The 26,152-nt window shown below is 62.7% G+C and carries 23 protein-coding genes and 2 tRNA genes; 15 read left to right on the top strand and 10 right to left on the bottom strand.

Annotation, left to right across the window (positions count from 1 at the left end; all coding sequences use genetic code 11):
• The first annotated feature begins 208 nt into the window (after positions 1 to 208).
• The gene (locus ACYG9Z_RS26425; RefSeq protein ID WP_023669128.1) at positions 209 to 883 is read left to right on the top strand and encodes an alpha/beta hydrolase; all 675 of its coding nucleotides are present in this window, start codon (positions 209 to 211) and stop codon (positions 881 to 883) included.
• 210 nt (positions 884 to 1,093) lie between these two features.
• Positions 1,094 to 1,741, top strand: a complete 648-nt coding sequence (locus tag ACYG9Z_RS26420; protein WP_023748557.1) for an FMN-binding negative transcriptional regulator — start codon at positions 1,094 to 1,096, stop codon at positions 1,739 to 1,741.
• A 38-nt stretch (positions 1,742 to 1,779) separates the two neighbouring features.
• On the opposite strand, the gene ACYG9Z_RS26415 is transcribed toward ACYG9Z_RS26420, so the two are convergent.
• From ACYG9Z_RS26415 to ACYG9Z_RS26400, 4 genes are all read right to left on the bottom strand, one after another.
• The gene (locus ACYG9Z_RS26415; protein WP_245259852.1) at positions 1,780 to 2,505 is read right to left on the bottom strand and encodes a phosphatase PAP2 family protein; all 726 of its coding nucleotides are present in this window, start codon (positions 2,503 to 2,505) and stop codon (positions 1,780 to 1,782) included.
• Between the two features lie 201 nt (positions 2,506 to 2,706).
• The gene (locus ACYG9Z_RS26410; RefSeq protein WP_023751437.1) at positions 2,707 to 4,350 is read right to left on the bottom strand and encodes an ArnT family glycosyltransferase; all 1,644 of its coding nucleotides are present in this window, start codon (positions 4,348 to 4,350) and stop codon (positions 2,707 to 2,709) included.
• Positions 4,351 to 4,389: 39 nt separating this feature from the next.
• A complete protein-coding gene (locus ACYG9Z_RS26405; RefSeq protein WP_023669132.1) occupies positions 4,390 to 4,722 on the bottom strand; it encodes a lipid-A-disaccharide synthase N-terminal domain-containing protein in 333 nt (110 codons plus the stop codon).
• Entirely contained in the window at positions 4,715 to 5,449 is a 735-nt protein-coding gene (locus ACYG9Z_RS26400) for a glycosyltransferase family 2 protein (protein ID WP_023751436.1), read from the bottom strand. The genes ACYG9Z_RS26405 and ACYG9Z_RS26400 overlap by 8 nt, the downstream gene beginning before the upstream one ends.
• Positions 5,450 to 5,703: 254 nt before the next feature.
• On the opposite strand from ACYG9Z_RS26400, the gene tyrS reads away from it, so the two are divergent.
• The gene (gene tyrS / locus ACYG9Z_RS26395; protein ID WP_023706429.1) at positions 5,704 to 6,957 is read left to right on the top strand and encodes a tyrosine--tRNA ligase; all 1,254 of its coding nucleotides are present in this window, start codon (positions 5,704 to 5,706) and stop codon (positions 6,955 to 6,957) included.
• A gap of 17 nt (positions 6,958 to 6,974) precedes the next feature.
• On the opposite strand, the gene ACYG9Z_RS26390 is transcribed toward tyrS, so the two are convergent.
• A complete protein-coding gene (locus ACYG9Z_RS26390) occupies positions 6,975 to 10,361 on the bottom strand; it encodes a YhdP family protein (RefSeq protein WP_023706428.1) in 3,387 nt (1,128 codons plus the stop codon).
• Positions 10,362 to 10,545: 184 nt separating this feature from the next.
• Here ACYG9Z_RS26390 and ACYG9Z_RS26385 point away from each other — a divergent pair, with 184 nt between their 5' ends.
• Both ACYG9Z_RS26385 and ACYG9Z_RS26380 read left to right on the top strand, forming a co-directional pair.
• On the top strand, positions 10,546 to 11,013 hold the full coding sequence (locus tag ACYG9Z_RS26385) for a peroxiredoxin (protein WP_023706427.1): 468 nt from the start codon (positions 10,546 to 10,548) through the stop codon (positions 11,011 to 11,013).
• A gap of 164 nt (positions 11,014 to 11,177) precedes the next feature.
• The gene (locus ACYG9Z_RS26380; RefSeq protein ID WP_023708648.1) at positions 11,178 to 12,461 is read left to right on the top strand and encodes a M23 family metallopeptidase; all 1,284 of its coding nucleotides are present in this window, start codon (positions 11,178 to 11,180) and stop codon (positions 12,459 to 12,461) included.
• A 422-nt stretch (positions 12,462 to 12,883) separates the two neighbouring features.
• Here ACYG9Z_RS26380 and ACYG9Z_RS26375 read toward each other — a convergent pair whose 3' ends face one another.
• Positions 12,884 to 14,065, bottom strand: coding sequence for a M24 family metallopeptidase (locus tag ACYG9Z_RS26375; protein WP_023706424.1), 1,182 nt, complete (start codon positions 14,063 to 14,065; stop codon positions 12,884 to 12,886).
• Between the two features lie 211 nt (positions 14,066 to 14,276).
• Between ACYG9Z_RS26375 and ACYG9Z_RS26370 the strand changes: the two genes are divergently transcribed.
• The 5 genes from ACYG9Z_RS26370 to ACYG9Z_RS26350 all read left to right on the top strand — a co-directional run bounded on the left by ACYG9Z_RS26370 (position 14,277) and on the right by ACYG9Z_RS26350 (position 19,224).
• A complete protein-coding gene (locus ACYG9Z_RS26370) occupies positions 14,277 to 15,443 on the top strand; it encodes an ROK family transcriptional regulator (RefSeq protein WP_023697545.1) in 1,167 nt (388 codons plus the stop codon).
• Positions 15,440 to 16,204, top strand: coding sequence for an ATP-binding cassette domain-containing protein (locus ACYG9Z_RS26365; RefSeq protein WP_023706423.1), 765 nt, complete (start codon positions 15,440 to 15,442; stop codon positions 16,202 to 16,204). The genes ACYG9Z_RS26370 and ACYG9Z_RS26365 overlap by 4 nt, the downstream gene beginning before the upstream one ends.
• Before the next feature lie 41 nt (positions 16,205 to 16,245).
• Entirely contained in the window at positions 16,246 to 17,286 is a 1,041-nt protein-coding gene (locus tag ACYG9Z_RS26360; protein WP_023684845.1) for a sugar ABC transporter substrate-binding protein, read from the top strand.
• A 159-nt stretch (positions 17,287 to 17,445) separates the two neighbouring features.
• Positions 17,446 to 18,441, top strand: a complete 996-nt coding sequence (locus ACYG9Z_RS26355) for an ABC transporter permease (RefSeq protein ID WP_023706422.1) — start codon at positions 17,446 to 17,448, stop codon at positions 18,439 to 18,441.
• Between the two features lie 12 nt (positions 18,442 to 18,453).
• Positions 18,454 to 19,224 carry an SDR family oxidoreductase gene (locus ACYG9Z_RS26350; RefSeq protein WP_023706421.1) on the top strand — a complete coding sequence of 257 codons (771 nt, stop codon included), beginning with the start codon at positions 18,454 to 18,456 and terminating at the stop codon, positions 19,222 to 19,224.
• Here ACYG9Z_RS26350 and ACYG9Z_RS26345 read toward each other — a convergent pair whose 3' ends face one another.
• Complete coding sequence (locus tag ACYG9Z_RS26345; RefSeq protein ID WP_198020703.1) at positions 19,225 to 20,046, bottom strand: M15 family metallopeptidase; 822 nt, start codon at positions 20,044 to 20,046, stop codon at positions 19,225 to 19,227.
• Positions 20,047 to 20,133: 87 nt separating this feature from the next.
• Here ACYG9Z_RS26345 and ACYG9Z_RS26340 point away from each other — a divergent pair, with 87 nt between their 5' ends.
• Both ACYG9Z_RS26340 and ACYG9Z_RS26335 read left to right on the top strand, forming a co-directional pair.
• Entirely contained in the window at positions 20,134 to 20,697 is a 564-nt protein-coding gene (locus ACYG9Z_RS26340; RefSeq protein WP_031203220.1) for a hypothetical protein, read from the top strand.
• 910 nt (positions 20,698 to 21,607) lie between these two features.
• Positions 21,608 to 22,078, top strand: a complete 471-nt coding sequence (locus ACYG9Z_RS26335; RefSeq protein ID WP_023694092.1) for a hypothetical protein — start codon at positions 21,608 to 21,610, stop codon at positions 22,076 to 22,078.
• Between the two features lie 42 nt (positions 22,079 to 22,120).
• On the opposite strand, the gene ACYG9Z_RS26330 is transcribed toward ACYG9Z_RS26335, so the two are convergent.
• A tRNA-Val gene (locus ACYG9Z_RS26330) sits at positions 22,121 to 22,196 on the bottom strand.
• 218 nt (positions 22,197 to 22,414) lie between these two features.
• Between ACYG9Z_RS26330 and ACYG9Z_RS26325 the strand changes: the two genes are divergently transcribed.
• Positions 22,415 to 22,491, top strand: a tRNA-Asp gene (locus ACYG9Z_RS26325).
• 45 nt (positions 22,492 to 22,536) lie between these two features.
• On the opposite strand, the gene ACYG9Z_RS26320 is transcribed toward ACYG9Z_RS26325, so the two are convergent.
• Complete coding sequence (locus tag ACYG9Z_RS26320) at positions 22,537 to 23,724, bottom strand: hypothetical protein (protein ID WP_050586818.1); 1,188 nt, start codon at positions 23,722 to 23,724, stop codon at positions 22,537 to 22,539.
• 73 nt (positions 23,725 to 23,797) lie between these two features.
• On the bottom strand, positions 23,798 to 24,007 hold the full coding sequence (locus ACYG9Z_RS26315; protein ID WP_156931494.1) for a hypothetical protein: 210 nt from the start codon (positions 24,005 to 24,007) through the stop codon (positions 23,798 to 23,800).
• 881 nt (positions 24,008 to 24,888) lie between these two features.
• Here ACYG9Z_RS26315 and ACYG9Z_RS26310 point away from each other — a divergent pair.
• Both ACYG9Z_RS26310 and ACYG9Z_RS26305 read left to right on the top strand, forming a co-directional pair.
• Complete coding sequence (locus tag ACYG9Z_RS26310) at positions 24,889 to 25,065, top strand: hypothetical protein (RefSeq protein ID WP_023708898.1); 177 nt, start codon at positions 24,889 to 24,891, stop codon at positions 25,063 to 25,065.
• Positions 25,066 to 25,472: 407 nt separating this feature from the next.
• Positions 25,473 to 25,703: a hypothetical protein gene (locus ACYG9Z_RS26305; protein ID WP_023751432.1), complete on the top strand. Its 231-nt coding sequence runs from the start codon at positions 25,473 to 25,475 to the stop codon at positions 25,701 to 25,703.
• Positions 25,704 to 26,152 lie beyond the last annotated feature (449 nt).

The raw sequence follows: 26,152 nt of genomic DNA, 5'->3' as shown, positions 1-26,152 counted from the left end.
TATTTCCTTGAAATTGCAAGGCAAGACGTCCTATTTACGCGGCTTGCGGCGAGGATGGCCGGGCCGTCACGGCTGGCTATCCAGTTTTGAACAATTCTAAACTAGCTTCTAAGAAGACGCTTGCCCTGCGTCAAGGCCCGGAAGGGCTGGGGCTGGAGTAAAGAGTTGTTCCGGGCGCCGCGCATTCGTATGCCATTTGGAGTATTTCATGCCTGAGGTCATTTTCACCGGTCCGGCTGGCCGCCTGGAGGGCCGCTACCAGCCTTCCAAGGAAAAGAGCGCGCCGATTGCCATCGTGTTGCATCCGCACCCGCAATTCGGCGGCACGATGAACAACAAGATCGTCTATGACCTCTTCTACATGTTCCAGAAGCGCGATTTCACCACTCTTCGCTTCAACTTCCGCGGCATCGGCCGCAGCCAGGGCGAATTCGACCACGGCACCGGCGAATTGTCGGATGCCGCCGCAGCGCTCGACTGGGTGCAGTCGCTGCATCCGGATTCCAAGAGCTGCTGGGTGGCCGGTTATTCCTTCGGCTCCTGGATCGGCATGCAGCTTCTGATGCGCCGGCCCGAGATCGAGGGCTTCATCTCGATCGCGCCGCAGCCAAACACCTATGATTTCTCGTTCCTGGCGCCCTGCCCGTCATCGGGTCTGATCATCCATGGCGATGCCGACAAAGTGGCGCCGCCCAAGGATGTGCAGGGCCTGGTCGACAAGCTGCACACGCAAAAGGGCATCACCATCACGCAGAAGACCTTGCCAGGCGCCAACCACTTCTTCGCCAACGACGCCGATCTGCTGCTCGAGGAATGCGCCGACTATCTCGACCGGCGGCTGGCCGGCGAATTGTCCGATCCGCGGCCGAAGCGGCTGCGCTAAGAGCATTCCAGGAAAAGTGTAAACGGGTTTTCCGTCCGGAATTGCGTCAAAACAAAAACTCCCGGTCCGATGCCGTGCACAGTCGTGCCCATCATGGGCGCGACTGTGCCATTTCGGCTGATCCAAACGGTGAAGCCAGCCTGACATGTGGCGCGGCTCGGCTGAACGGTGCACAATGCCGGTTCAGCCAGCGGAAGAGCATGACCGATCATGTACCAGCCTCCCCATTTCCAGGAAACGCGGCCGGACGTCCTGCACGGGCTGATCCGGACGCATCCGCTGGGGTTGCTGATCTCCAACGGCGCCGATGGCCCGGTCGCTAATGCCATTCCCTTCCTGCTTGATGCCGAGGTTGGGCCGAATGGCCGGCTGCGCGCCCATCTGGCCAGGGCCAACCCGCAATGGCGTCAGCTGGCCGACGATCCGACATCGCCGGTGCTGGTCGTCTTCCAGGGCGCCGACGCCTACGTGACGCCGTCCTGGTACGAGACCAAGCGCGAGACCGGCAAGGTCGTGCCGACCTGGAACTACGCCATTGTCCAGGTGCGAGGAACCGTCAGAGTGATCGAGGATTCCGCCTGGATCGCACAGCAGATCACCGAGTTGACGCTGTCACAGGAAGGCGCCCGCGAGGCACCCTGGGCGGTGACCGATGCGCCGCCGACCTTCATCCAGTCGCAGATCAAGGGCATCATCGGGCTTGAGATCGAGATCGCCGAAATCAGCGGCAAGTGGAAAGTCAGCCAGAACCGGCCCGTCGCCGACCGCGTCGGTGTCGCCGAAGGGCTGGAGAAGGAAGCCGCCGGCGCGCCTGACATGGCTCGGCTGGTGCGGAGTTGGGGTGGCATCGACAGCTAGCTGGGGTGGTCTTAGATGGTTCCAAAGGCGTCAGCAATTCAGTTGCTTGCCGGCGCTGCTCCAATGCCGAAATTCGTCTGTCTCGGCGCATCGTTTTGGTTTGGCTTGCGAGCCCGACGGAATAGGCGGAACGTAGTTTTTGCCACCGGCAACCCCGACGCCGTGTAGCGGAAGATACATCCCAGCCGGCCAAGCACCATCGCACAGACGATGGCAACAGCACAGCCAAGGCCGAATCCGGCGACAGTGTCGCTCGGATAGTGCGCGCCGATAAAGATTCGGGTCGATGCGACCGACAAGGTTGCAGCCAGCAACACCCATCTGCGCCGGGGCAACAACAGTAGCGCAATGCCGAAAATGACACCCATGGTCGTGGCATGGCCGGACGGGAAGCTGGCAAAGCGCGCCTCCATGGAAAAAGGATGCAGCGACAGATCGCCGAGCTTGTCGAAATTCATTGGCCTGGCTCTGCCCACGCCATATTTCAGCGCGTTGACGACCATGGCCGAGAGCCCGATCGAACCCAGCACCATGAAGGCAAAGCAGGTCCAGTTGTAGAAGGTCATCCGCGCGCGCCGGGAAAGGCTGCGCCAATCCGTCAGATTCGCGGCAATCAGCACCAGTACCGACGGGACAAGATACCAGCCGCCGAGGCCGAAGAAGGTAAAAAACTCGGCGATGCGAAAGACATTGGTCGAGCCTGAAGCCCACTGCCTCGCCATGGTCCCTGCAAGATGGTCGAAACGGAGCGACACCGCGATCATCAGCAAAAGCCAGGCCACGACCCAGACCGACCACAGGATTTTCGGGTAGCGCGCCGGGCGCGTCGCCAGGCGATGCCGTACAATCCCGAAAGTATCGCGGAAATTAGCGACAGACTGCCGGAGCATGGCAGGCAAAGCGGCACGCGCCGGCTTTGGCGACTTCATCAACATGCGGAGCTCGGCGCCATCATTGAAGAGGTATCAGTTCGCCACACGGTACAGGCCGAGCGACAGTTTATCACCTGACGAATAGTTGATGCCGTCGATTTCAGCGACGCGGCTGGCCTTCTTGCCTTGCCCCGCCAGCAGGTCATCCAGCCGTTTTTCATCGCCGACCGGCGCCAGGCCCAAAGCGCAGGCCGGATCGCCAAGCAGATGTTGCGCAACCCCATCGACATCGGTCAGTACCGTCTTTGTGCCCACCAGAAATACCAGGCTCGGTTCGTGATATTGCGCGGAGGCGAGCACGCTCATCTCACAGGGACGATCGGCGCGAACCGCAGCCTCGATTTCCCGGCTCATCCAAATCGGTTTCAGTGACGGCACGATGACACCGAACAGCAGGGCGTAGGTTATACCGGCGCAAACCGCAGCCCCGCCGATGCGGACCAGCGGCACCAGCTTCTGGCGCGAAACAGCGAGGTAGCCGGCGCCCAATGCTGCCGCGGCGGCCGGAACGCTCCACCATAAAAATGTCTTCATGAGATAGATCGGCGCACCGACGCAAAGCACGGCGAGACCGACTGTCACCAGGACGGTGCCGAATGCGGTCGCCCACCACAGCCATGTCTGCCAGCGCCTGAGCGGCGCATTTGCCTCTTGCGGTGTCAGCGTCACAAGCCAGCCGATGAGCAGGGCCATGCCGGGATAGGCCGGCAGCACATAATGCGGCAGTTTCGTCGGGATCAATTCGAAGACGAGCCAGAACGGAATGTACCAGGCGAGGCAGAAACGCAGGCGCGGATCGTCGCGCAATCGGTTGAGCGCCTGCAGTCCGGCGCCGAGCGCCACAAGGCCGAACGGCCACATGAACAGGCAATAGGTCAGCACGTAGAAGCCCGGCGGAACGCCGTGCGACTCCTCGCCTTGCGCGACCTTGCCGAGCATATCCTTGCCGACGGCCTGCTGCAGGAAGGCGCCGTTGCTCTTCCAGGTGATAAGGGCGAGCCAGGGCAGCACGATGAGCAGAACCAGAGCCAGCCCTCGCGCCGCTTTCAGCTTTGCCAGCCAGCACCAATCGCGCTCGAAGGCAACCAGCGTGAGCACCGTCAGCGCCGACAGCAGCGGTGCAATCGGCCCCTTGATGAGGATCGCCGCCCCCTGCGCCGCCCAGAAAATCCACGGCAGATGGCCGGCGACCGGCTCGTCGCGGCGCGATGCCAGATAAATCTGCGCCAGCGCGCCTTGCGCCAGAACGCAGCAGGCAAGCAGCATCGCGTCGGTCTTGGCGTCGCGGCCTTCGAAGGCGGTGGCGAAAATCGCCGCCATGACCAGGCCGGCGGCAAGACCGGCATTGGCGCCGAACAGATTGGCCCCGGTCCAGGCGATTGCGACGACGGCGATGGCGATGCCCAGCGCCGAGACCAGCCGGTAAATCCAGATCGGCGCCTGTGCCCCCTGGCCGCTCAGCGTCACCGCCGCCGATTGCAGCCAGTAGATGCCGATCGGCTTTTGGTAGCGCGACGCGTCCTGGAAGCGGATGTCGACATAGTCGCCGGTCTCCCTCATCTGCTTGGTCGCCTGGACGAAGCGCGGCTCGTCGCGGTCGAGCGGCGGCAAAGAGGCCAGTCCCGACGCCGTCATCATCAGGCTGAACAGGAAGAGAAAGATGTAGTTCCTGCTCATTTCGACACCGGACAGACTGGATTTGGCGGGACTGGTGGCTCAGTCGACCTTGGTCATCGCCGCCTTGCGCTCATTGGCGATGAGCCATAAATTTCTGACATAGATCACCATGCCCATGGCCTGGCCGGCGATGAACACCGGATCCTCACGCTGGATGGCGTAGACCAGCAGCAGCCCGCCGCCGAACAGCGAGAAGAACCAGAAAGCGATCGGCACGACGCTGCGCTTGGCCTTTTCCGAAGCGATCCACTGCACCAGGAAGCGCATGGTGAAGAAGAACTGGGCAACGAAGCCGAGCAGAACCCAGGCGTCGAACTGCTTGACGAAAACCTGGTGCAGCCAGGTCGCCAATTCCTGAAACACGTTAGCCATGCGTGATGTCCTCTACCTTTGGCATTCTGCGGCGCCGGCGCCGAAGCCACCAGACGCCGGCGAGATCGAGCGCGCCCTGCAGGCCGCGATCGAAGATGCCGTAATTCGACTTGCCGTGGCGGCGGGAGCGGTCGACGACGTCGCAATGGACGACGCGGTAGCCTTCCTGGATGACAAGCGCCGGAACGAAACGATGCGTACCGTCGAAAAACGGCAGTTTGCGCAAGATATCGGTGTGGATCGCCTTTAAGCCGCAGCCAGTGTCGCGGGTGTCGTCATGCAGGATCGCGCCGCGCAGCCAGTTGGCGAAACGCGATGCCAATTGCTTGATCTTGCTGTCGCGGCGCTTCAACCGCTGCCCCTGCGCGGCGCCGAAATCGGGCCCTGCCCGACGCAGCGCATCGACCAGCACGGGGATATATTGCGGGTCGTTCTGGCCGTCGCCGTCGATGGTGGCGATTATCGAGCCGCGCGCCGCCCAGGCGCCCGAGCGCACCGAAAGCGACTGGCCGGCGGATTTTTCGTGCCGAAGCTGCCGAAGCGGAAACGGACGTGTGGCGGCTTCAGCGGCAAGCACCGAAGCGGTGTCGTCAGTCGAACCGTCATTGACAACGATGATTTCGAAGTCGCGCCCGGTCATCGCCGCCTCGATCTCGTCGATCAGCAGCGGCAGGTTCGCCGCCTCGTTGCGGCAGGGAATGACGATGGATATCAATGCGTCCGGCATATCGCGTCGGGCTCTGTCACAAGATATGGCATTCGGTGGATGCCGTGCGGTGCCGTTCCAGCGGATCGAACCCGTTGGCGCGGCGCCTCATTACGCCAGCCGACAGGATGAAGCAAGCATGCGCGGCAGTGCAGAATAGGCTGTCCATGCCGGCGCAAAATCGGAAACCACTTTTGCTTGACGCGCTTGGATGCTAAACGCCCGCGTTCAGGCCATGCCGGGCCGTTCGGACCCGGCGCTTTCAGGAAGAAACAATGCCCGCCTTCAAGTCCGATTTCCTGCGCGTCATGAGCGAGCGCGGCTTCATCCACCAGATTTCGGATGAGACCGGGCTGGATCAACTTTTCGCGAAGGAAACCGTGACCGCCTATGTCGGCTACGACGCCACGGCGACCAGCCTGCACATCGGCAATCTGATATCGGCGACCATGCTCTACTGGATGCAGGAGACCGGCCACCGGCCGATCGCACTGATGGGCGGCGGCACCTCGATGATCGGCGACCCGTCCTTCCGTGACGACCAGCGCAGCCTTTTGACGCCCGAGGCGATCGCCACCAACATCGAGGGCATCAAGCGAATTTTTGGCCGCATCCTGCGCTTCGGCGACACTGGCAATGACGCCATCATGGTCAACAATGCCGACTGGCTGATGAAGCTCAACTATGTCGAGTTCCTGCGCGATGTCGGCCGCCACTTTTCGGTCAACCGGATGCTGACCTTCGACAGCGTCAGGCTGCGGCTCGAGCGCGAACAGTCGCTGTCCTTCCTCGAATTCAACTACATGATCCTGCAAGGCTATGATTTCGTCGAGCTCAGCCGCCGCCACGACTGCCGGCTGCAGATGGGCGGTTCGGACCAGTGGGGCAACATCATCAACGGCGTCGATCTCGGCCACCGCATGGGCACGCCGCAGCTTTATGCGCTGACCACGCCGCTGCTGACGACATCGTCGGGCGCCAAGATGGGCAAATCGGCCAAGGGCGCGGTGTGGCTGAACGGCGACCTCTTCTCGCCCTATGATTTCTGGCAATACTGGCGCAACACCGAGGATGCCGACGTCGAGCGCTTCCTGAAGATCTTCACCCGGCTGCCGCTTTCGGAGATCGCGCGGTTGGCCGCCCTTGGCGGCTCGGAGATCAACGAGGCCAAGAAGGTGCTGGCCACAGAAACCACGGCCATCGTGCACGGCCGCGAGGCGGCGCTCGCGGCCGAGGAAACCGCGCGCAAGACGTTCGAGGAAGGCGTGACGGCCGAAACCCTGCCGAGCGTCGAGGTGGATGGCGCAGCGCTGGAAGCTGGCATCGGCATCCTGTCGCTGCTGGTCACCGCGGGCCTTGCCGGGTCGAACGGCGAGGCGCGCCGGCATATCCAGGGCGGCGCCGTGCGCCTCAACGACCAGCCGGTGGCGGACGACCGGCGGATGGTGACGCCTCAGGATTTGAGTCCGGAAAACGTCGCAAAGCTTTCAGTGGGCAAGAAAAAACACGTTCTGGTGCGGCCGGTCTGACCCGTCTTCTGGGATCCTCAGCGATATTCGAAGATCGAGCGGAAAATGCCCGGCGCGATTACCGATAGCGGGTTGATGTCCAGCACCGGCTTGTTGGCGTTGCCCTTAAGCCGGTAGGTGACGCCGATCAGCCCGCGGTCGCGGCCATTGCCGAGCAGCGCGCCGACCAGCGGCAACTCGCCGAAGATGCGGTTGAGGCCATAGGCCGGCATGAAGGTTCCGGTCATGTCCATATTGTTGTTCTGGTCGTAGAGCGTGCCTTGGAAGGTGGTGCCGATGCGCGGGCCGCGCAGCACGCCATTCGCCAATTTCAAATAGCCCGACCCCTTGTCGATCTCGGTAAAGCCGCGCTCGAACTTTACCCGCGAAGTGTCGATCTTGCCCTTGACCGCTTCGTTCAGGCTGCGGCTGTCGCCGGTTGGCGTGGTCGAGACGATCGAGGCGAGCTTCGGTTCATTGACGATGAAGAAGTTGCTCGAATCGACCTGTCCACGCATCGGGCCGTCGGCTGCGCCGCTGAGCGCCAGCGTGATCGATCCGCCTTCCATATGCTCGTAGATGTTGAGGAAGCGCAATATGGCGCCTGCGTCGGCCGACTTCATGGTGAGCGCGCGAGCACCATTGCCTGCCGTATTGCTGATGGTGATGGCGGCGCCGGAACTTGCCGCGGCGCTGACCTTGAGCCTGTTCACCCTGGAGCCGGCGGCACTGTAGTCGAGCTTCAAATTGGACAGGACCTCGTCATGGAACCCGCTTAGCGAATTGACGTCGGCGCTAACCGAAACCGCGTCCGTGCCGGTGGTTTTGGTGGCGGTATCGACATCGGAGGTGAACTGCTTGATCAGCGAGCGGGCATCGAGCGCGTTGCCGCTGACATCGACTGCGAAGCCCTTGCCCGACCGCTTCACCGTCACGGCGACATCGTCGCCCCGGTTCAAGGCGACTTTGCTGAAGCGGGCCGACGACAGCGCGCCCTTGACCAGGACGACATTGCCTTCGACCGAAAAGCTCTTTCCGTCGAGGTCGAAGTCGGACAGCGTCGTGGTATCGCCGGACTTGGTCATGGTAAAAGTGGCATTGGCGGCAATGCCCGGCCCCTTGCTCCAGCCTGCCCAGGGAATGTCCAGCCTGGCGCTCGTCAGGTCGACGTCGACGTTCTGGCTGCCGCCTTCGCCGCTCTTGTCGATTGCCACCTTGATGGTGCCGGAAATCAGCGGCGACAGGCCAGGCATGGCCATGGCGCGCGTCTTTTCGTCGAGCACAAGCGCCACCTTGCGGCTGCGCGGCGGCCCGTCATCCCTGAGCGGCTCGACCAGATCGAGCTCGGCTGGAATGCCGTTCAGCCGCGCCTTGGCAGAGATCACCGCCTTGTCGGGCCCGACTTCGATCGAGCCGTCGGCATCGGTCACCATCTGGCCTTCGAACGGCTTGGCGAGCGACAGGTCCTTGTAGTCGAGCGATACCAGCCAATCGAGCTTCGACGTGTCGACGCCGGATTGCAACGGAATGTCGGCCTTGACGTGGCCGGTCACCGTGCCCGACAGGTCGTCCGGCAAGATGCCGACATGGCGCATGGCGTTGATCGGTTCGTAGGAGGCAAGTTCGGCGATGGCCGGCGCCTCGCCGGCGACGTCGATGTCGAGCGCGCCAATCACCGGCGGGTGGTTTGCCGCCTTTACCGACAGTGTGCCATTGCTTGCCGCCACGGTGCGGCCGCTCGGCATATAGACGCTGCCGGAGGACAGCGCGACGTCGACATCGTTGCCGTGGAAGGAAACGACGCCGACGGCATCGCGTATCGGCGGGATGCGGCCGGCGGTGTCGAAGCGCGAGCCCTCGACCTGGAAGCGGCCGAACACCTCGTCGGCCGAAAGCGGCACGCCGTTGCCGAGACGCCCCGGCACGACCTGGAACTGCAGGCTGGCATCGACGACGCGGCCGCCAAACAGGTTCTGCAGCACCCACAGCCGCGCGTTCTTGGCCGAGAACCAGGGCCACAATTGCTTGACGTGCGAGACCGCCATGTCGTGGACGTTGAGCGACACCGAGATACCCGGCGGTCCGTTGTCGATGAAGGAAACCGCAGCGGTTCCCAGCACTTCGCTCCCCGATCCCGACCTGATGCCGATCTGGTCGGCGACAAGCTTGCGGCTCTTGATCTGATAGACGCCGGCGATGCGGGCGAAGAAATTCAGCGCCGGCTCGGGCGATTCCGAAGGCGCCAGCGTCGAGCCGTCGCTGGTCAGGTCGTAACGATAGGAAGGCTCCTCGCCGGCCGCGCCGGTCGACGGCTTTGGCCCGATCGAGCCGGCGAAATTGAACGCCGAGCGCCCGGTCTTTAGAACCAGCCTGCCGACATCGATCTTGTTGGAGCCGGAGACAAGGGCGGCGTCGACATCGACATCGGCCGGCAACAGCCCGCGTGTGCCGAGGTCGAGCACCGAGCCGGTTAGCGACAGCGAGCCCGTCAGCCGCGAATCGGTCTCGCCCGAGCCTTCGGATCCCGTGAGCTTCAAAGCCATCGCGCCGGTTCGCCCGCCGGCCGCCGGCGTTGTCTCCGCGACATCCGCCATGTCGATGGCGGCGTTCAAGGCGGTAACGCGCATCGAGCTCGTATCGCGGGTGGCGGTGGCCGTGACGGTGAGCGCGCGGCCATCGACATCCGCCTCGGACGAGAACTCCATGCTGCCGGGGCCTGACTGCAGCACCGTGGCGTTGGCGATCGTGACCAGCTTGACCGATCCGGCCTCGGGCAGCTCGAACGCGACATTTTTGAGATCGATGCGGCGCATCGAATCCTCGCGCACGGCATCGAGTGCACGATTGACGTCACTGAAGACGACGGCGGCCAGTTTTTCCGGATCGATGAGACCGTCTTGATTGCGCAGGCGCGCTATCCAGTCACCACCCGACGGCATTGCCGCGGTGACGATATGGGCGTCGGAAATCCTGGCGCTGGTCAGCCGAACCTCGCCCGAAAGCAGCGGGACCAGCCGGATGCCGAAGCGGACGCGCCCGGCATCGGCCATCGGCTTGCCGTCGGCCGTCTCGACGCTGACATCCTTGACCTGCAGCGCAATGAAGCTCGATCCGTCAAGTGTCAGGCTGGCAGGACCGACGGCGACTTTGACGTCGAAACCGGCCAGTTTCTCGATCGCCGTTTCGGCTTCCAACCGCAGCCGTTCGCTGCCGATGCCGGTGGCGCCGATGACGTAGACGGCGGCCGCCGCCAGCAGCACAAGGGCTCCAATGCCGGCAAACAGCCGGGCAAGGATGCGAAAGCCGCGGCCGATCCGTGCCTTGCCGAGCGGCGGCACGCGGCAAGCGGACGGGAAAGCCCCCAGGTCGGTGATCTCGTCACGCCTGAACCGGATTTTCTCGTGCTGCGGTTCTTCCTGATCCACGCAATTTTCCGTTGTGCGAATTCGATCGTGGACGAATCCCCGCCCGACACTATAACGACGCAGGCTAGAGCATGATGCCGAAAAGTGTGAGGCGGTTTTCTCGGACAAACGGTTTCCGTTTGTCCAGACATCATGCTCTATCTCTTTGATTTAGGGCCGCGTAACCTCAAACAAGGGCATCGATATGGCTGATCTCGACGTTGGCGACGTTGCGCCGCAATTCGATCTTCCGCGCGACGGCGGCGGCTCGATCAGCCTTGCCTCGATGCGGGGGAAGCCCGTTGTACTTTATTTCTATCCGCAGGACGACACCACAAGTTGTACCAATGAGGCGATCAGCTTTTCGCAGCTGAAGCCGGAGTTCGAAAAGGCCGGCGCCGTGGTGATCGGCCTGTCGCCGGACAGCGTGAAGAAGCACGACAAGTTCAAAACCAAATACGATCTCACCGTCGACCTGGTTGCCGACGAGGAGCGCAAGGTGATCGAGGCTTACAATCTGTGGGTCGAAAAGACGATGTATGGCCGCAACTATATGGGCGTCGAGCGGGCGACGTTCCTGATCGGCAAGGACGGGCGGATCGCCGGGATCTGGCGCAAGGTCCGGGTGAAAGGCCATGCCGAAGCAGTGCTGGAGGCGGTCCGCGCGCTCTGAGGCGCCACCGATCTGGCCAACGCCGCGCAGTGCATTAGGGGCATAAGACATATATGCGGTTGGCTGACACCGTTGGTCACTAGAGCGCCCGCGACGGCAAAACTTTGTTAACCCTAATAATGTGTAATCGGGCTTCGTTGGTGTCGTAACGAAAGCTTGGTCCCGTGAACCTAACCGGTCAGTCAGCGGTCTTCGGCAGGCGCAAGGAGCCGCATACGGTCATCATTGCGCGGGGCAATGAAATACGGCATTTCACCATCCGGCCGTGGCTCGTCGCCTTTCTCGGCTCGGCACTGGCGGCGATCGCCATCGGCTATCTCTTGGCGACCTCCTATCTCGTACTGCGCGACGATCTGATCGGCGCCACCACGGCCCGGCAGGCGCGCATGCAGCAGGCCTATGAAGATCGCATTTCCGCATTGCGCGCGCAGGTCGACCGCATCACCAGCCGCCAGCTTCTCGACCAAAAACTGATGGAAACCAAGGTCAGCGAATTGATCGAGCGGCAGAGCCAGCTCAGCCAGCGCCATGGCCGCCTCGGCCCGATTCTCGAGCGGGCCGAAAACGAAGTCGGGACGCTGCCAACCGCTGATGCTGCAGCGACAACAAAACCCGACGAACATGCCGAACTGACTGGCGGCGAGCCACTCGCCTATTCGGTCGCCAGCCTTGGTTCGGGCGACACCAGGCCATTCTCGCTGTGGTCGACACGTTCCGATCCGCTGCCCAGCGAAACGGCTGCGGACCGTGCCGACAAATTGTTCGTCTCGATCAATGATTCACTGAAGGCTATCGAAAGCCAGCAACTCACCCGCATCGAAACCCTGGCCGACAACGCCTACAAGAACGCCGATGCCATCACCCAGGCGCTGGAAGCGGCCGGTCTGCCGGTCGACAGTGATTTCGGCAAAAACGAAAGCGATGTCGGCGGACCGCTGATCCCGCTTGACAGCTCGATGATGTTCGACAGCAAGGTCAAGGAACTGGACGAGGCGCTGGATACGCTCGACCAGTTGAAGAAAGAGGCGCGGCGGCTGCCGCTCGCCAACCCGGCGCCGGGCCACTCCGTCACCAGCCCGTTCGGCGTGCGCACTGACCCCATCCTCGGCACCGCTGCCCTGCACTCGGGCATGGATTTCCGCGCGCCGGTCGGCATGGCAGCCAAGGTCACGGCGGCCGGAATCGTTACCAAGGCCGGCTGGAACGGCGGCTATGGCCGCATGGTCGAGGTCGATCACGGCAACGGCTTTGCCACGCGCTACGGCCATCTGAGCGAGATCGACGTTGCCGTCGGCCAAAAACTCGCAGCCGGCGACATCATTGGCAAAACCGGCAGCAGCGGCCGTTCGACCGGCCCGCACCTGCACTACGAAGTCCGCCACAATGGCGAGGCCATCGACCCGCTGCGCTTCCTGACCGTCGGCAAGAAGGTCGAGCAGTATCTGTAGGGTCAAGCCAGGCTGGTTGCTGCCCAACTTCGCCGCGCCCTGCCCGCTGGTTCCGCGATCCAGGGTCGCACCAAGCGCGGACCCGTGCCGACAAAACTGTCCCTGGGCTGAGGCAGATGCACGGCCACTGCGAAGCCCATCGAGCCATGGGCGTCATGGCCGCAGGCATGCATCACCTTATCGCCACATTGCGATTGACGGCCTCGCGGAGCCGACGATATCGACGGCCAGGCCGTAGCGGGCGACGTCGCGGATGTCTGATATCCCGTGCCCGGCCAGCATCGGCCTGAGATAAGCTCCCGTCCCAATCTTTCGGTTCGATAATTCGGGATGGCGGTGCAGATGACGGCGGATCTCGACCATCCGATCGAGAATTCCGGCATCGATGCGGGGGCGCGGCACCGCCCGGTGCTGCCGACCGGTCAGGATTTGACATGGATGTCTCGCGGGAATTTGGTCAGCGTCTCATGGCCGGTCTCGGTCACCAGAATGGTCTCGCTGATCTCGATGCCCCAGCCATCCATCCACATGCCAAGAATGGAGTGCAGGACGTTGCCGGGTTGCAGCGCGGTCTTGTCGCCGGGCCGCAGGCTGATCGTGTGCTCGCCCCAATCCGGGGGATAAGCGACGCCGATGGAGTAGCCGATGCGCGATTCCTTCTTCAGCCCGTAGCGCTGGATAACCTTGCGCCATGCGGCCTCGACCGCTTCGGCTGTGGTCCCCGGCCTGACCGCGTCGAGCACCGCATCCATGCCTTCGATCACCGCCTTTGCGGTGTCGGCGACACGGGCCGGCGTCTTGCCGAGCTGCATCGTTCGGGCGAGGCCTGCGGCATAGCGGCGGCAGACACCGGCAAGTTCGAGCGCAATCGTTTCGTCCTTGCCGAAGCGCCGATCGCTCCACATGATGTGCGGAGCCGATGCATTCTCGCCGCCGAGGATGGTCGGCGGCAGTGCCGTGATGTCGCCGGCGAAGTCTGGACTGCCGGCAATCTGCGCCGCCTGGATCGCGGCAATCGCATCGCATTCGCGCACGCCTGGCGCGATGACTTCGAAGGCCCGCGAAACCGCCGATTCGGCAAGTGTCGACGCCTTGCGCAGATAAGCAATTTCGGGCGCGGATTTGACGGCGCGGATCCAGTTCACCAGCAGATCGGCGTCGTGCCATTTCGCATTGGGCAGGCCGGCGACGAGCCGGGCATGCGCCTTCGGCGAGAAATAATAGGCTTCGAGCTCGATGCCGATATGTCTCGCGCCCCAGCCCTTGGCGACGATGCAGGCCGCTATCCAGTCCATCGGATGGCGATCGGCGCGCTGCACGTGGTCCTCGGGGAAGCCGACCACATTCTCCGGCTTCATCCAGGCCGTCAGCAAGCCGCCTGCCGCATCCATGGCGCGGCCGATCCAGACCGGCTCGGCCTCGTTTTCGATCGGGACAAGCACGATCTGCGGCGTGTAGAACGACCAGCCGTCATAGCCGGTGATGTAATGCTGGTTGGCGACATCGTTGACGACCAGCAGTTCGAGCCCACGCGCCGCCATCTCGGCGCGGATCTTCTGGAGCCGCCGCTGGTACTCATCGCGCGCAAAAGGCAATTCGATCATCGGTTTTCCTGCTGGATTGTTGGCCGGCGAGCCCCACGCCCGCCTGACGTCATTCACCATTGCGGTGGTTTCAGCCCGGCTGCAATCAGCCAGCGCGACGAATGGGACAGGTCCTGCACCGCGCCCGGGAACCGTCGCGAATTATTTTTGAATTCCATTTGACTGAATAAATTGCCTGTGCAAGTCTTGGCCTTCCTAAGGGGCGCGGGACATGGCACTACGGGGGACCAATCAGGAGTTCGGGCGGCCTTACAACCGGCGCATCGTCCTGGAGTCCATCCGCCTTCACGGTCCCATAGCTCGCGGCGACATTGCCAGCCGGGTCGGCCTCACCGTCCAGACCGTATCGACCATCGTTCGCGAACTCGAAGAGCATGGCTATGTGCTGTCGCTGCGCGAAGAGCCGCGCGGACGCGGGTTGCCGCCGGCGACGCTCAGGATCAACCCCGAGGGCGGCTACGCCGTCGGCGTCCACCTCACCCCGCTGGGGATCGACGCGGCGCTCATCAATCTCAGCGGCGATGTCATCGAGAGCATGCATCGCGAGGCGCCGCATGCGACGCCCGACCATGCCTTCGAGCTGATCGGCGCGATGGTGCCCGAGTTGACTGCGCTGCGGCCCGGCGGGCGCGTGCTCGGCATCGGCATGGCGCTGCCTGGACCGTTCGGCGTGGAGTCGATGAGCTTCGTCGGCCCGACGACCATGGCCGGCTGGAAGGATGTCGCGCTGCCGGAACGGCTGGCGGCGTCGACCGGGCTGCCGGCCTTCTTCGAAACCGACATGGCGGCGGCGGCCATGGGCGAACGGCTTTACGGTCTCGGCTCCGGTTATTCCGAATACTACTACCTCTATTTCGGCGTCGGCCTCGGCGGCGTCATCGTGCATGACGGCGCGGTGATGCGCGGCGCCTGGGGCAATGCCGGCGAAATCGGACACATCCCTGCCGTTCCCGGCGGCGAGCCTTGCCCATGCGGCAACAGCGGCTGCCTCGAACGGTATCTCTCGCTCGAAGCACGTCGCCGCCGCAACATCAGCGACGCCGCCTGGGTGGCCGAGATCGCGCCGATCTTCCGCAACGCCATCGTCACCATCGAGAATGTGTTCGACCCGGAAACCGTCATCCTCGGCGGGCTTGCGCCCACCGACCTGCTCGAAAAGCTGGTCGGCGCGGCGGGACAGCTTCCCAATTCGGTCTCGGCGCGGCGCGACCGCAAGACACCGCGCGTGACGGTGGCGACCGGCGGCAAGCATTCGGTGCTGCGCGGCGCTGCCGCATTGGCCGTTTCGGGCGTGCTGTCGCCGCGCTTCGGCCAGATGTTCATTGCCGAGCGCGAGCGCCGGTCCGACCTCATGCACAGCAAGGGAGTGGCGGCATGACCGAACCGCTGCTGGTACTCGAAAACGTCACCAAGAATTACGGCGCCATCCATGCGCTGAGGGGCATCAGCTTCTCGATCGGCAAGGGCGAAGTCGTGGCGCTGCTCGGTGACAACGGCGCCGGCAAGTCGACGCTGGTCAAGATCATTGCCGGCGGCCTCGAGCCGAGCTCCGGCCGCATGCTGTTCGAGGGCAAGGAGTTTCTGGCGAAGACGCCGGCCGAGGCCAAGGCTGCCGGCATCGAGACCGTCTACCAGGACCTGTCGCTCTGCACCAATGTCGACGTCGTCGCCAATTTCTTCATGGGCCGCGAAATCACCCGCAAGGTTCTCGGTATCCCCATCCTCGACGAGCGCGCCATGGAGGCCGTCGTCGGCAAGGCGCTGGCCAGTGCCGGCACCCGCATCCCGTCGCTGCGCACCAATGTCGAGCATCTCTCGGGCGGCCAACGCCAGGCCATCGAGCTCAACCGCTTCGTCCATTGGGGCGGCAAGCTGGTGCTGCTTGACGAGCCGTTCGCGGCCCTCGGCGTCGAGCAGACGCGGCGCGGTCTCGAGATGATCCGCCAGGTGGCCAACCAGGGCATCGGCGTCGTCATCATCACCCACATCATGCAACAGGCCTTCCAGGTCGCCGACCGGATCGTGGTGATCCGGCAAGGCGTCGTGGCCGGCGATGTCGCACGCAACAAAACAAGTCCCGATGCGGTGATCAACATGATCACCGGTGAGACGCTTGCCGGTGCCGGACCGGCTGGTTGAGGGACAAAAGAGGGGTCCGGTATAAAAGAGGAGCGAACGACATGAAGCGAATACTGGTTCTTGTCTTCGGTATCCTGGCACTGGCTCTTGCCTCGCTCACGCCGGCAATGTCCCAGACCAAGGGAACCGTCTATTATATGGTCCCGACCCTGCTCGATGAATTCCAGACCGGCTCGGTGAGCGCGCTGGAGCTGTTCCTCAAGCAGGTCGGCTATGAGGTGAAAACACTCAACGCCGACAACAAGACCGACGCGCAGCAATCGCAGATGAACGACGTCATTGCGCTGAAGCCGGCGGCGATCATCCTGGCCGCCGTCGATTTCAACGCGCTGAAGCCGTCCATCGAAGCGGCGCGTGCAGCCGGCATCCCGGTGGTCGAGTTCGACCGCCAGATCACCTCGACCCCGTCCGATTTCACCTCGGTGGCGGGCACGGTCGAGATCGGCTACGTCGCCGCCGAGCAGGCGCAAAAGCTTCTGACCGCCAAGAACGGTTCTGTGAAGGGCAAGATCCTGCAGGTGCTCGGCGATCCCGGCGATCCCTACACGCTCGACATCCAGAAGGGTTTCGAGGAGAAGTTGAAGGCGTTTCCTGACGTCAAGATCATCTCGCTGCCGGCCATGCAATGGGAAGCCAGCAACGCCGGCACGATCGTTGCCGACCAGATGCTCGCCAACCCCGACATCGACCTGATCTTCAGCCATGCCGCGCACCTGTCGGTCGCAGCCGTCGCCTCGCTCGAGGCCGCCGGCAAGAAGCCGGGCGACGTCATGCTGATGAGCTCGAACGGCGCTCCGGTCGGTCTCGACCTGATCCGCAAGGGCTGGCTCAATGTCGAAGTCGAGCAGCCGCTCTACGCGCAGGCCGCGGCCGTGGCGATGTTCATGGACAAGATCGCCGGCAAGCAGGAAATCAAGCCTGGCGAGTATGACGTGCTCGGCTTGAAGTCGACCGTGACCAAGGAGAGCTGGGGCCCCAACATCAAGATCCCGGGCGCCGCCATCACCAAGGAAAACGTCGACAATCCGGCCTTCTGGGGCAACCAGAAGCCGCCGACGGACACGATCAAGTCTGTCGAATAGTCGCCTAGCGAAGCGCTCCGGGCCATTGCGGCCCGGAGCCTGCCCATTCACGACGCCGCGTCCCAGGACACCGTGGCGAACCTAAACCGCGCCTGAACCCGACGAAATCGAGTTGATTTCTCAGCCTGATTTTCTCGGGGGCGCCAACCGGATCAGCCCATGAACCCGCGCAGCCGCAAAGCCCTGGAGTTCGTCCTCGACAACCTCGTCTGGTTCATGCTGATCTTTGTGCTGGTTGTCTTTTCCGTCTTCGTCCCCAACTACTTCCAGCTCGGCATCTTCGCCAACATCATCGAGGCCTCGAGCGTTCTCGGCGTGATGTCGATCGGCCTGTCGCTGGTCATCATTGCCGGCCATATGGACCTGTCGGTGGAATCGGTGGCCGCACTCAGCGCCATGGCGGTCGGCATCCTGTTCTGCTCATCGGGCATCGGCATGGGCATACAGCTCAATCCGCAATGGCTGATGGTTCCGGTTTCGCTGCTGGTTGCGCTGGCCGTCGGCGGCCTCATCGGCGCCTTCAACGGCTATCTCGTGGTCAAGGTGAAGATGAGCGCCTTTATCATTACGCTGGCGTCCTACATCTGGGTGCGCGGCCTGGTGCTGGTGATTTCCGGCGGCCGCTCGGCACAGGATCTGGCGCCGGCCATCCGCTGGTTCGGCATCCAGCGAATGGCCGGCCTGCCGCTGACCGCCTGGATCGCCGTCGCCTGTTTCGTCCTGTTCTCGCTGCTCATGGCCAAGACGCCGTTCGGCCGCCACCTCGTAATGATCGGCGGCAATGAGACAGCGACCTTCCGCGCCGGCATCCGCGTCAACCGCAACCTGATCATCGCCTTCGTGCTGGCTGGCGCCATCGCCGGCCTCGCCGGCTGGCTGCTCGCCATCCGCACCTCGGGCGCCACCGCCAATCTCGGGACCGGGCTGTTGTTCAACGCCTTTGCCGCCGTCGTCATCGGCGGCGTCAGCCTGAAAGGCGGCGTCGGCACCTTGCCCGGGGTCTATGCCGGCGTGCTGCTGCTCTCCTCTATCAACACGGCGATCAATCTGATGGGCCTGCCGGCGAATTTCACCCAGGTGATCCACGGCCTTTTGGTGCTCGCCGCCGTGCTGCTCGACGCCTTCAAGCAAACCATTCGCCAAAGACTGGCATAGGAGACGGCTGGCATGACAGGACGGCTCGAAAGCAAGGTCGCGCTGATCGTCGGCAGCGCGCGCGGCATCGGCAAGGGCATCGCCCAGCGCTTTGCCGAAGAAGGCGCAAGGCTGGTCCTGGCCGACAGCGAGGCCGAAGCCGGCCAGGCGACCGCGGACGAGCTCGGCGCGGATTTCATTCGCACCGACATCTCGCAAATGGCCGATGCAGAAGCTGCGGTGGCGCTGGCGCTGAGCCGCCATGGCCGCCTCGACATCGTCGTGCAGAATGCCGGCATCTATCCCTGGCAGCTGATCGAAAACACCAGCCCGGACGACTGGGACCGGGTGATGGCGGTCAATCTGCGCGGCACGTTCAACGCCACGCTGGCGGCGCTGGCGCCGATGAAGGCGCAAGGTTACGGGCGCATGCTCTACACCTCGTCGATCACCGGTCCGCACGTCACCAGCCCCGGCCACGGCCACTATGCCGCCAGCAAGGCCGGCATCAACGGCTTCATCCGCTCGGCGGCGCTGGAATTTTCGGGCTACGGCATCACCGTCAACGGCGTCGAGCCCGGCAACATCCTGACCGAAGCGATCGAGCTGCATCGCGGCGCCGCCTACATCAAGAACATGGAGGATTCGATCCCGCTCGGACGCCTCGGCAGTCCGCGCGACGTCGCCAACGCCTTCCTGTTCCTCGCCTCCGACGATGCCAGCTACATCACCGGCACCACCATCGTCGTCGACGGCGGCCAGTTGCTGCCCGAAGGCAAGGATTTCCGGCTGCTGCCGCCGTGATCAGCCGGATTTCTTGTACAGCAGCAACTCAGGCCGGTACTCGAAGTGCATGGTGTCGTAGTGATACCAGCGCCCGCCCCAGATGAAGCCGTTTTTCTCGAACAATTCCACGATTTCCAGCGGAATCCGGTTCTTGAAGGGAATGTGGGCCTTCGGGTTGGTTTTGTTCCTGTTGTTGTACCAATAGTCGGAGAAGCCGACATTGATATCGAAGGCCGCTCCGAACGAGTGAACGCTCAACCGGTCGGTGCCGGCGATCGGCCGCCAGACAAAGCCGCCGCCGGGCTTGAGCCCGTAACGGCTCAGTTCCGCGGGCATCGCCTCAAGCGCAGCGGAGACCTTGCCCAGCCGGTCGTTGATGCCGAAAATCCTGGTGACCTGCACGGTCTTCTCGCCGAGCTTCGGCAACCATTTGACGTTGGCGATGTGCTTGCCCACCTCGGCGGCACTTGCCCCGTAGAGCTTCTCGAAGAAAGGTTCATTGCGGATACGGCCGGGATCGAAATCCTCCGCCGGGACCAGCGCGCCCTCGGCTGCTCTGGGATAGACGTAGCGAAACATGTCTTCGATGTCGGGGCTCTCAAGCAGCGCGTCGGCGTCGCGCGCCTTGTCGTCGTTCCACACCATGGTGGTGCCGTCGGTCCAGGTCAGGACATTGCCCGAAATGGTGAAAAGGCCGGGATAGGCCTTGAGCAAGGCTGCCTTGGCGGCGGGCTGGTCGACGCCGTCGCCCACATTCCCCGCATAGGCGAAGCGCCCAATACCAGAGATTGCCAATGCCAATAGCAGCTGTAACATCAGCCGCCGTGGATGGTCGATCATTGTGCTGCCTCCGCGAGGGCTTTCATTCATCGTGCATTTAACAAGGCAGCTGTACCATGCTGGTCGAATCGAACGGGAGACAAAATCATGTCAAAAACCTTCACTGCTTTGATCCGGATGACGTTTACATTCATTTGCCTGGTCGGCCTGGCCTCGTCAGTTTCTATCCTTTTCCCCGCCACCGCGTCGGCCCAGCGCATGCAGAAATGCGCCGATGAAGGCGGCACGTGCCGCCTGCCCTACCCCTCGGAAGTGGTCTACGGCGCGCGCGGCCAGACCACCTCCCGCTTCTTCGATCGTCGTTCCGTGCCTTGCTCGAATCGCGTCTTCGGCGACCCGGCGCCCGGCCGCGACAAGGCCTGCTATATTGCGAGGCGCGATAGCGGTAATGATTATGGTGACAACGACGACGACAATTACGGCAATGATGACAATTACGGCGATAATGATTACGGCCAGGGCCGCGGCAGATGGGTGGCCTGCGCCTCGGAGGGGCGGTTCTGCGAGTTCCGTGGCCGCAAAGTGGTGAGATACGGGGCGCGTGGCCAGTACGTCCAGGGCGTATTCAGGAACGGCGTCACATGCAGCGTCGACGCCTTTGGCGAGGATCCCATCCGCCGCGTGAAGAAGAACTGCTACGTCAAACGATAGGCTAGCGCGCCGGGAAAGAACGGCGGGTGCGGCTCATTGCGGCCGCGCCCGGCATTCGGGATATGCGGGCCGGATATGGTGGCGATGACGGGCTCGAACCGCCGACATCTTCGCTGAGAACGCTATCGTCAACTCGACCGCTGTGAACCCTTATCGCGGCACGGTGACACGGCACCTACGCCGATATCGAAGCCGTATGCGAACAACGTCGACAAGTACACGCTTGCCCGCATCTGCGAGCCGAAACAGGAAGAAGTGGCGGAGCCGATCGTCGCGGGCGTGGGTCGAACTTGCTCTGCAGCTGCCATCCAGACGGAAGACATTTGTGTATATTCCGCTTTGGCGACGCGCCGTAATGGCCTCTTGTACTTAGTCCACCGTGCGACGCGAAGGGCCGGTGCATGTGTCCTCTGGCGAGACATGAAACGGACTGCACCCGCAGTAATGGCCAGTCTATCGCCAGACTAGCTGCGAGGTCACCGCTCATGCTATTTTGGGGCCTTCGCGTTGATGTGGGAGAGGCAGGCCTTGCTTGGCGACGTATTCATCAACTACCGACGGCAGACCGATTCCGGCGTGGCGGGCCGCGTCTACGATAATCTGAACCGCGCGCTTCCTGATGCATCCATCTTCATGGTCGACAAGCTCAACCCCGGCGATGACTTTGAGGTGGCGCTTGCCCGCAGTTTGGCCAGCTGCAAAATCATGCTGGCGATCGTGGGGCCGCAGTGGGCCGCGCTTACCGATGAGCAGGGCCAGGTTCGGCTGGAGTCCCCCGACGATTTCGTGCGCAAGGAGATCCGTACGGCATCCAGGCTGGGGTGCGCGTCATCCCCGTGCTCGTCAACGGCGCCAGCATGCCAAAGAAAAGCGCCTTGCCACCCGATCTGCAGGAGCCAAGCGTCAAGCCATGGAGGTCCGCCACGAGCGCTTCAACGACGATATGGCGGCGATTGCGTCGGCGATAGCGAAGCCAGCGGCGCGGCGGCCGAGGCTCTGGCTGCTGCACGGGCTGGTCGCAATGATCGCGCTCGGCATCGGCGGGACAACGGTGGCGTTGTGGCCGAGGCCCTCCCCTTTGCCGTCGCCTATCGAGCCCGCAGCGATCGAGGCCAAAGGGTGCAAGGAAGGATTCGTCTGGCGATCGGCGATCTTCGGCGACAGCGTGTGCGTGAGTCCTGCCGACTACGGCGAGGTGCAGGCGCAGAATGCCAATGCCCGCAACAATCGTTCGCCGACCGGCGGACCTTACGGCGACAGCACCTGCCGCGACGGCTACGTCTGGCGTGAAGCGTTCGAGAGCGACTTGGTCTGCGTCACCCCTTTCGAACGCGACAAGGCCAGGAAGCAGAATGCCGACAACGCATACAACCGGATATGAGACCGTAACTCCAGGCAAGCACCGATTTATCAAGAGCTTGAGTGGTGGGCGATGACGGGCTCGAACCGCCGACATCTTCGGTGTAAACGAAGCGCTCTACCAACTGAGCTAATCGCCCGCTCCGGCCGGACCTTTAAGCGGTCGGAACCGGCTTCGCAAGGCCAAATGAACAGCTGCGAGCTTAGCCGCACAGTGGTTTTCGCGGGCAAAGTGCCGCCCGTCAAAAAACCTTCTCCTGTTTGCGTTTATGCTGTCCAGCTGCGCTTGACACCCGGTGGCGAACCCCTTATCCACCGCCCCAACGACGAACACGGCTGACACGTGCTCGTCCAATGCGCGGGTGTAGCTCAGTTGGTTAGAGTGCCGGCCTGTCACGCCGGAGGTCGCGGGTTCGAGCCCCGTCACTCGCGCCATTAATTTCAAGGGGTTAGCTACCGCCCCTTGAAAAGTTTCAACTCTCATTCTCCGGAGAGTTTCAACTTTCTGTATTCGTTCCGTTCCAGGCGAAGCAGCTTTCTGCCCTTGCGGCGGCTGGCATCGGCTGAGCGGACGGCGGCCAGATTGACCGGCATATAGGTCTTCTGCAGCGCCTTGTTCCCGTCGATCGAATTGCCCATCTTGGCCGAGATCGCCTCGACCGACGCGCCTCCGGCATTCGCCTCGACCGCGCCGGAACGCCGCATGTCCATCAGCCGCCGCTTCTCCGATGTCCCGAACACCAGCGTGCGCAGATCGGCAAAGTCGTCGACCAGAGAATCCTTCGTGTAAGGCACGCCGGCGCGCGGCCGGCCGCCCTTCGGGCCCGGCGCGAAACCGCGCGAGCGAAAGATCGGCGCATCGTCAAGCAGGGTGACGCCTAGTGATTCGACATAGGCCAGCACCAGGCGCTGCGTGCGTGACGACAGCGTGCCGAAAGCCGCCTCGCCACTCTTGCTGCGTGCAATCAGAAAACCCCATTCCTGTGCTGTCTGCATTGCCTGCGCCGGTGTGAGCGTGCGCACGTCGACGGGTGAGAAGCTCGTGTCCCACGAAACGGCGATGATGCAGGCCAGTCCGCGGTAGCCGGAGCGCCAGGCGCACTTGACCATGCGCACCGCCTCGCCTGCCGTCCAGGTCTGGTGGCGCGGTGGTGGCGTCTGGCGGCGGATCGCCTGCGATGGGTCGGAGCCGGCCGGGCATAGCTTCATGCCGGCCATGAAATTATAGAGCGAACGCCACGTCTTTACGGCGCGGTAGGCGATGTCGACACCTTTGACCCGCAGCAGACGGCCATACCAGTCGTCGAGCAGCTCGAGGGTGATGTCGGCTGGCGGCAGGTCGGCGAAGTACGGCTCGATGAAGGTCCAGCCGCGCTCCCAATCCTCGCGGGTGCGCGGTGGCTTGCGCTTCCATGCATCCATGCGGCGATAGCGTGCAAAGGCGTCTCCGATGGAATCCTTTGGCCATACATGCAGGCGCGACGGCTCCCTGCCCTTGCGGAGTTCCTGCCAGCGGTCTTCCCACTCCCGGGCTATCGTCCAAGCCTCAGGCCCGTCGATTCCACAGGAAATGCATCTGAAGCCAGCTTCGACCATCTTCGGCGTCGGCAGCCAGTAGCCGTATTTGCCCTTACGGATGACGTAGTGCTTCAACTTGATCTTACCCAAGGGTCGCCAGCCTCGCTCTTGCAATGTCAATGCTAGACTGCGCGCCGGATCCTGATCCTGCAAGACCCGAGCGTTAACCGAGCCAGGCGTCGATCGCAACCATGTCGTAGTTGCCGGCGATTGGGCAGGCCTTGGGAAAGCCTTGATCCTGCAACGCGGGCAGAAATTCCATGAATTCCCGCAGCGTCAGGTGGAGATAACGCGCCGCCTTGATCGCCGGCACCAGCCGTGGTTGTACCGGGACGCGGATAGATGACGGTTGTAATGTGTGGGTTTGGCTCATGGCACCAAAACTCTATCCACCGTCCATCGGGCAGCGGATGGGCGCCTTGTCGTTGGGCGGGTGTGAATCTCGCCCGTGTAAGCACCTCCGCCGCATAGCATGAGATTTTCCTACTCCATGATCTCGTTATTCCTGCATCGAGGGGGAATGAGGCTTAGAATAGCGGCCTTTCTCCCCCATGCCTATTCATCCAATCCTTAATCGCAGAATCGGCAGCCACAGAGCGAGAATACTTGTAATCGGCGGCTTCGAAGCCGCTACGCCCGGCCACCCAGCATCGCCATGACAGCGTCTGGCTTGTGCGTAGTCAGAATCGCACCCTGTGCTCTGGCCAAATCACCAGCCTTGAAACGGCACCCTCGTTTGGGGCGGCGGCCCGGCGTCTCGCCTGCGGCGTCGCCATGCTGACGCTCCTTCGGCGCCGGTTAGCTGATTTCACGGTCACGAACTTGCTTCGGCAACGAAATGGACACCGCGCCGAAGCGGGAGTTCGAAGCTCTAAGCGCCATACAGCGGGCTCGTGATGCCGACGATTGCGACATCACCGAATTTGCCGTTCCTCTCCGACCCGCCCGCCCGATCGACACCCAAGCACACTGCCTTGTGACGTCACCTCAGGGCATACCTTGATCTTATCAGCGATTACCCGTCGGCCAAGGCATCTGTTTTGAAATTCGCTTGATGGCGTCCCTGCCCTTGCCGTTCGACTCCGTCCAGTCCTTGTCTGTCAATTTGTTGCGACGAGAGCTAGTCCCTGTCCTGCTGGTCCGTCTCGTCTCATGTCGTGGCTCTGCAAAAACCGTAGCAGCATGTTCGCAACCTGTTCACCCATGTTGATTTCACGAGTTTCCGACTGTCGGCATATAAGAGGGAGAGGTCCGATGGATTTCATGTTGATGGTGAACATTGCCGGCGGCATCCTTCTGGCCATTGCAATCCCCTCGGTGTGTCTCGTCGGATGGCTGTTTTACCGTTCGGGATCGGGACAATTGAGAGGCGAAAGCTGTGACAATGAAAAGCCCGCCACCGTGAGCCAGACCAGAAAACTCGTATTTTAGCACCGACGAAACAAAGCTCGCTATTCTGCGTTGAGGCTCGTCGAACAACGGAGCTTCACGAATGGATCCGGCAACTGCAGCTGTGATGATTTTGCTTTCTTGCAGTCCCGCCCAGGGAGTCTGCAAGCCACTCGATACATCACCGGCCATGTTCGGATCCTTGACACATGCCAGTTGGCGTTAGCCGTGAGGCTCGAGGGCGCTCCCAACGGGGAGATCGTCGGGCGATGCAGTTCGATCGACCCCTCCGCTACAGGTTCCGTTCCAGCCGGGTATAGCACGATTGTCGTCACGCGGGGCACAGGGGCGGGTGCGGTGAGCAGTCGCTACATCGTGCCGCACAAAAACTGAAGCCAGTCCACCGTGAGGCAGCGGAATATTCATTCTCGACCGGACAATTATAGGCCTTGCCCTCCCTCTATGGAGCCATAATCGGCATCGTTGGCATCGCGCTCGTCGTCCGCTTCGCCATCGTCGTCGCCTTCCCTGTCATTGGTCCCGGTGACTTCGATGCCACTGGCCAGACAGGGTTCGAGATCCGGGTCGGGCTCTACGAAGTCGAGCAGCTACATCAGGCGTTCTTCATCATCGATCGAGCGACGGACCGCCATGTCCGAAAGGCAGAGGTTCGTGGCTAGATAGCGAAGAATCGCACACGGCTTTCCCTCATTCGCATGGTCCGCAGAAATTAGCATGATCGCCTACTCTCATCTCGTCCGGCGTCGTCTGCCTCAAAGCAGCGCCGGTAAGGCTCGGCGCCCTTCTTGGTTTCTCCCCGTATGTCAAAAGGAGGTCGCCGGGCCTTACCAGGCCCCGCTGCTCATCGCTTGCGGGGTGTCCTGATGGCTGAGCTTGGCCCCGTGGCCTAACGGCCAGAACCAAACGTTCCGAAAAGCTTTCCCAGGCTGGCGGCAGCCGAAGGGCTGCACAAGAGGGATCGTCAGACCGCTCCTGGCGCACCACAGCGACACCACCAAGCTGTAAGTCAGGTCCATCGGCGCTGCTGATGAGTGCCCTCAGATGGATTGCGTTTGCCACGAAAAAGGAATCGTACCGGCCCGTTCTCAGCACGTCAGCCGGAACGGGC

The sequence above is a fragment of the Mesorhizobium sp. RSR380A genome (assembly GCF_054719385.1).
This window is presented reverse-complemented; position numbering and strand designations above follow the sequence as displayed.

Coding starts and splice junctions, on each gene's coding strand:
- ACYG9Z_RS26425 (WP_023669128.1), top strand. CDS start 209: ATGCCTGAGGTCATTTTCACCGGTCCGGCTGGCCGCCTGGAGGGCCGC.
- ACYG9Z_RS26420 (WP_023748557.1), top strand. CDS start 1,094: ATGTACCAGCCTCCCCATTTCCAGGAAACGCGGCCGGACGTCCTGCAC.
- ACYG9Z_RS26415 (WP_245259852.1), bottom strand. CDS start 2,505: ATGATCGCGGTGTCGCTCCGTTTCGACCATCTTGCAGGGACCATGGCG.
- ACYG9Z_RS26410 (WP_023751437.1), bottom strand. CDS start 4,350: ATGAGCAGGAACTACATCTTTCTCTTCCTGTTCAGCCTGATGATGACG.
- ACYG9Z_RS26405 (WP_023669132.1), bottom strand. CDS start 4,722: ATGGCTAACGTGTTTCAGGAATTGGCGACCTGGCTGCACCAGGTTTTC.
- ACYG9Z_RS26400 (WP_023751436.1), bottom strand. CDS start 5,449: ATGCCGGACGCATTGATATCCATCGTCATTCCCTGCCGCAACGAGGCG.
- tyrS (WP_023706429.1), top strand. CDS start 5,704: ATGCCCGCCTTCAAGTCCGATTTCCTGCGCGTCATGAGCGAGCGCGGC.
- ACYG9Z_RS26385 (WP_023706427.1), top strand. CDS start 10,546: ATGGCTGATCTCGACGTTGGCGACGTTGCGCCGCAATTCGATCTTCCG.
- ACYG9Z_RS26375 (WP_023706424.1), bottom strand. CDS start 14,065: ATGATCGAATTGCCTTTTGCGCGCGATGAGTACCAGCGGCGGCTCCAG.
- ACYG9Z_RS26370 (WP_023697545.1), top strand. CDS start 14,277: ATGGCACTACGGGGGACCAATCAGGAGTTCGGGCGGCCTTACAACCGG.
- ACYG9Z_RS26365 (WP_023706423.1), top strand. CDS start 15,440: ATGACCGAACCGCTGCTGGTACTCGAAAACGTCACCAAGAATTACGGC.
- ACYG9Z_RS26360 (WP_023684845.1), top strand. CDS start 16,246: ATGAAGCGAATACTGGTTCTTGTCTTCGGTATCCTGGCACTGGCTCTT.
- ACYG9Z_RS26355 (WP_023706422.1), top strand. CDS start 17,446: ATGAACCCGCGCAGCCGCAAAGCCCTGGAGTTCGTCCTCGACAACCTC.
- ACYG9Z_RS26350 (WP_023706421.1), top strand. CDS start 18,454: ATGACAGGACGGCTCGAAAGCAAGGTCGCGCTGATCGTCGGCAGCGCG.
- ACYG9Z_RS26345 (WP_198020703.1), bottom strand. CDS start 20,046: ATGATCGACCATCCACGGCGGCTGATGTTACAGCTGCTATTGGCATTG.
- ACYG9Z_RS26340 (WP_031203220.1), top strand. CDS start 20,134: ATGTCAAAAACCTTCACTGCTTTGATCCGGATGACGTTTACATTCATT.
- ACYG9Z_RS26335 (WP_023694092.1), top strand. CDS start 21,608: ATGGAGGTCCGCCACGAGCGCTTCAACGACGATATGGCGGCGATTGCG.
- ACYG9Z_RS26315 (WP_156931494.1), bottom strand. CDS start 24,007: ATGAGCCAAACCCACACATTACAACCGTCATCTATCCGCGTCCCGGTA.
- ACYG9Z_RS26310 (WP_023708898.1), top strand. CDS start 24,889: ATGGATTTCATGTTGATGGTGAACATTGCCGGCGGCATCCTTCTGGCC.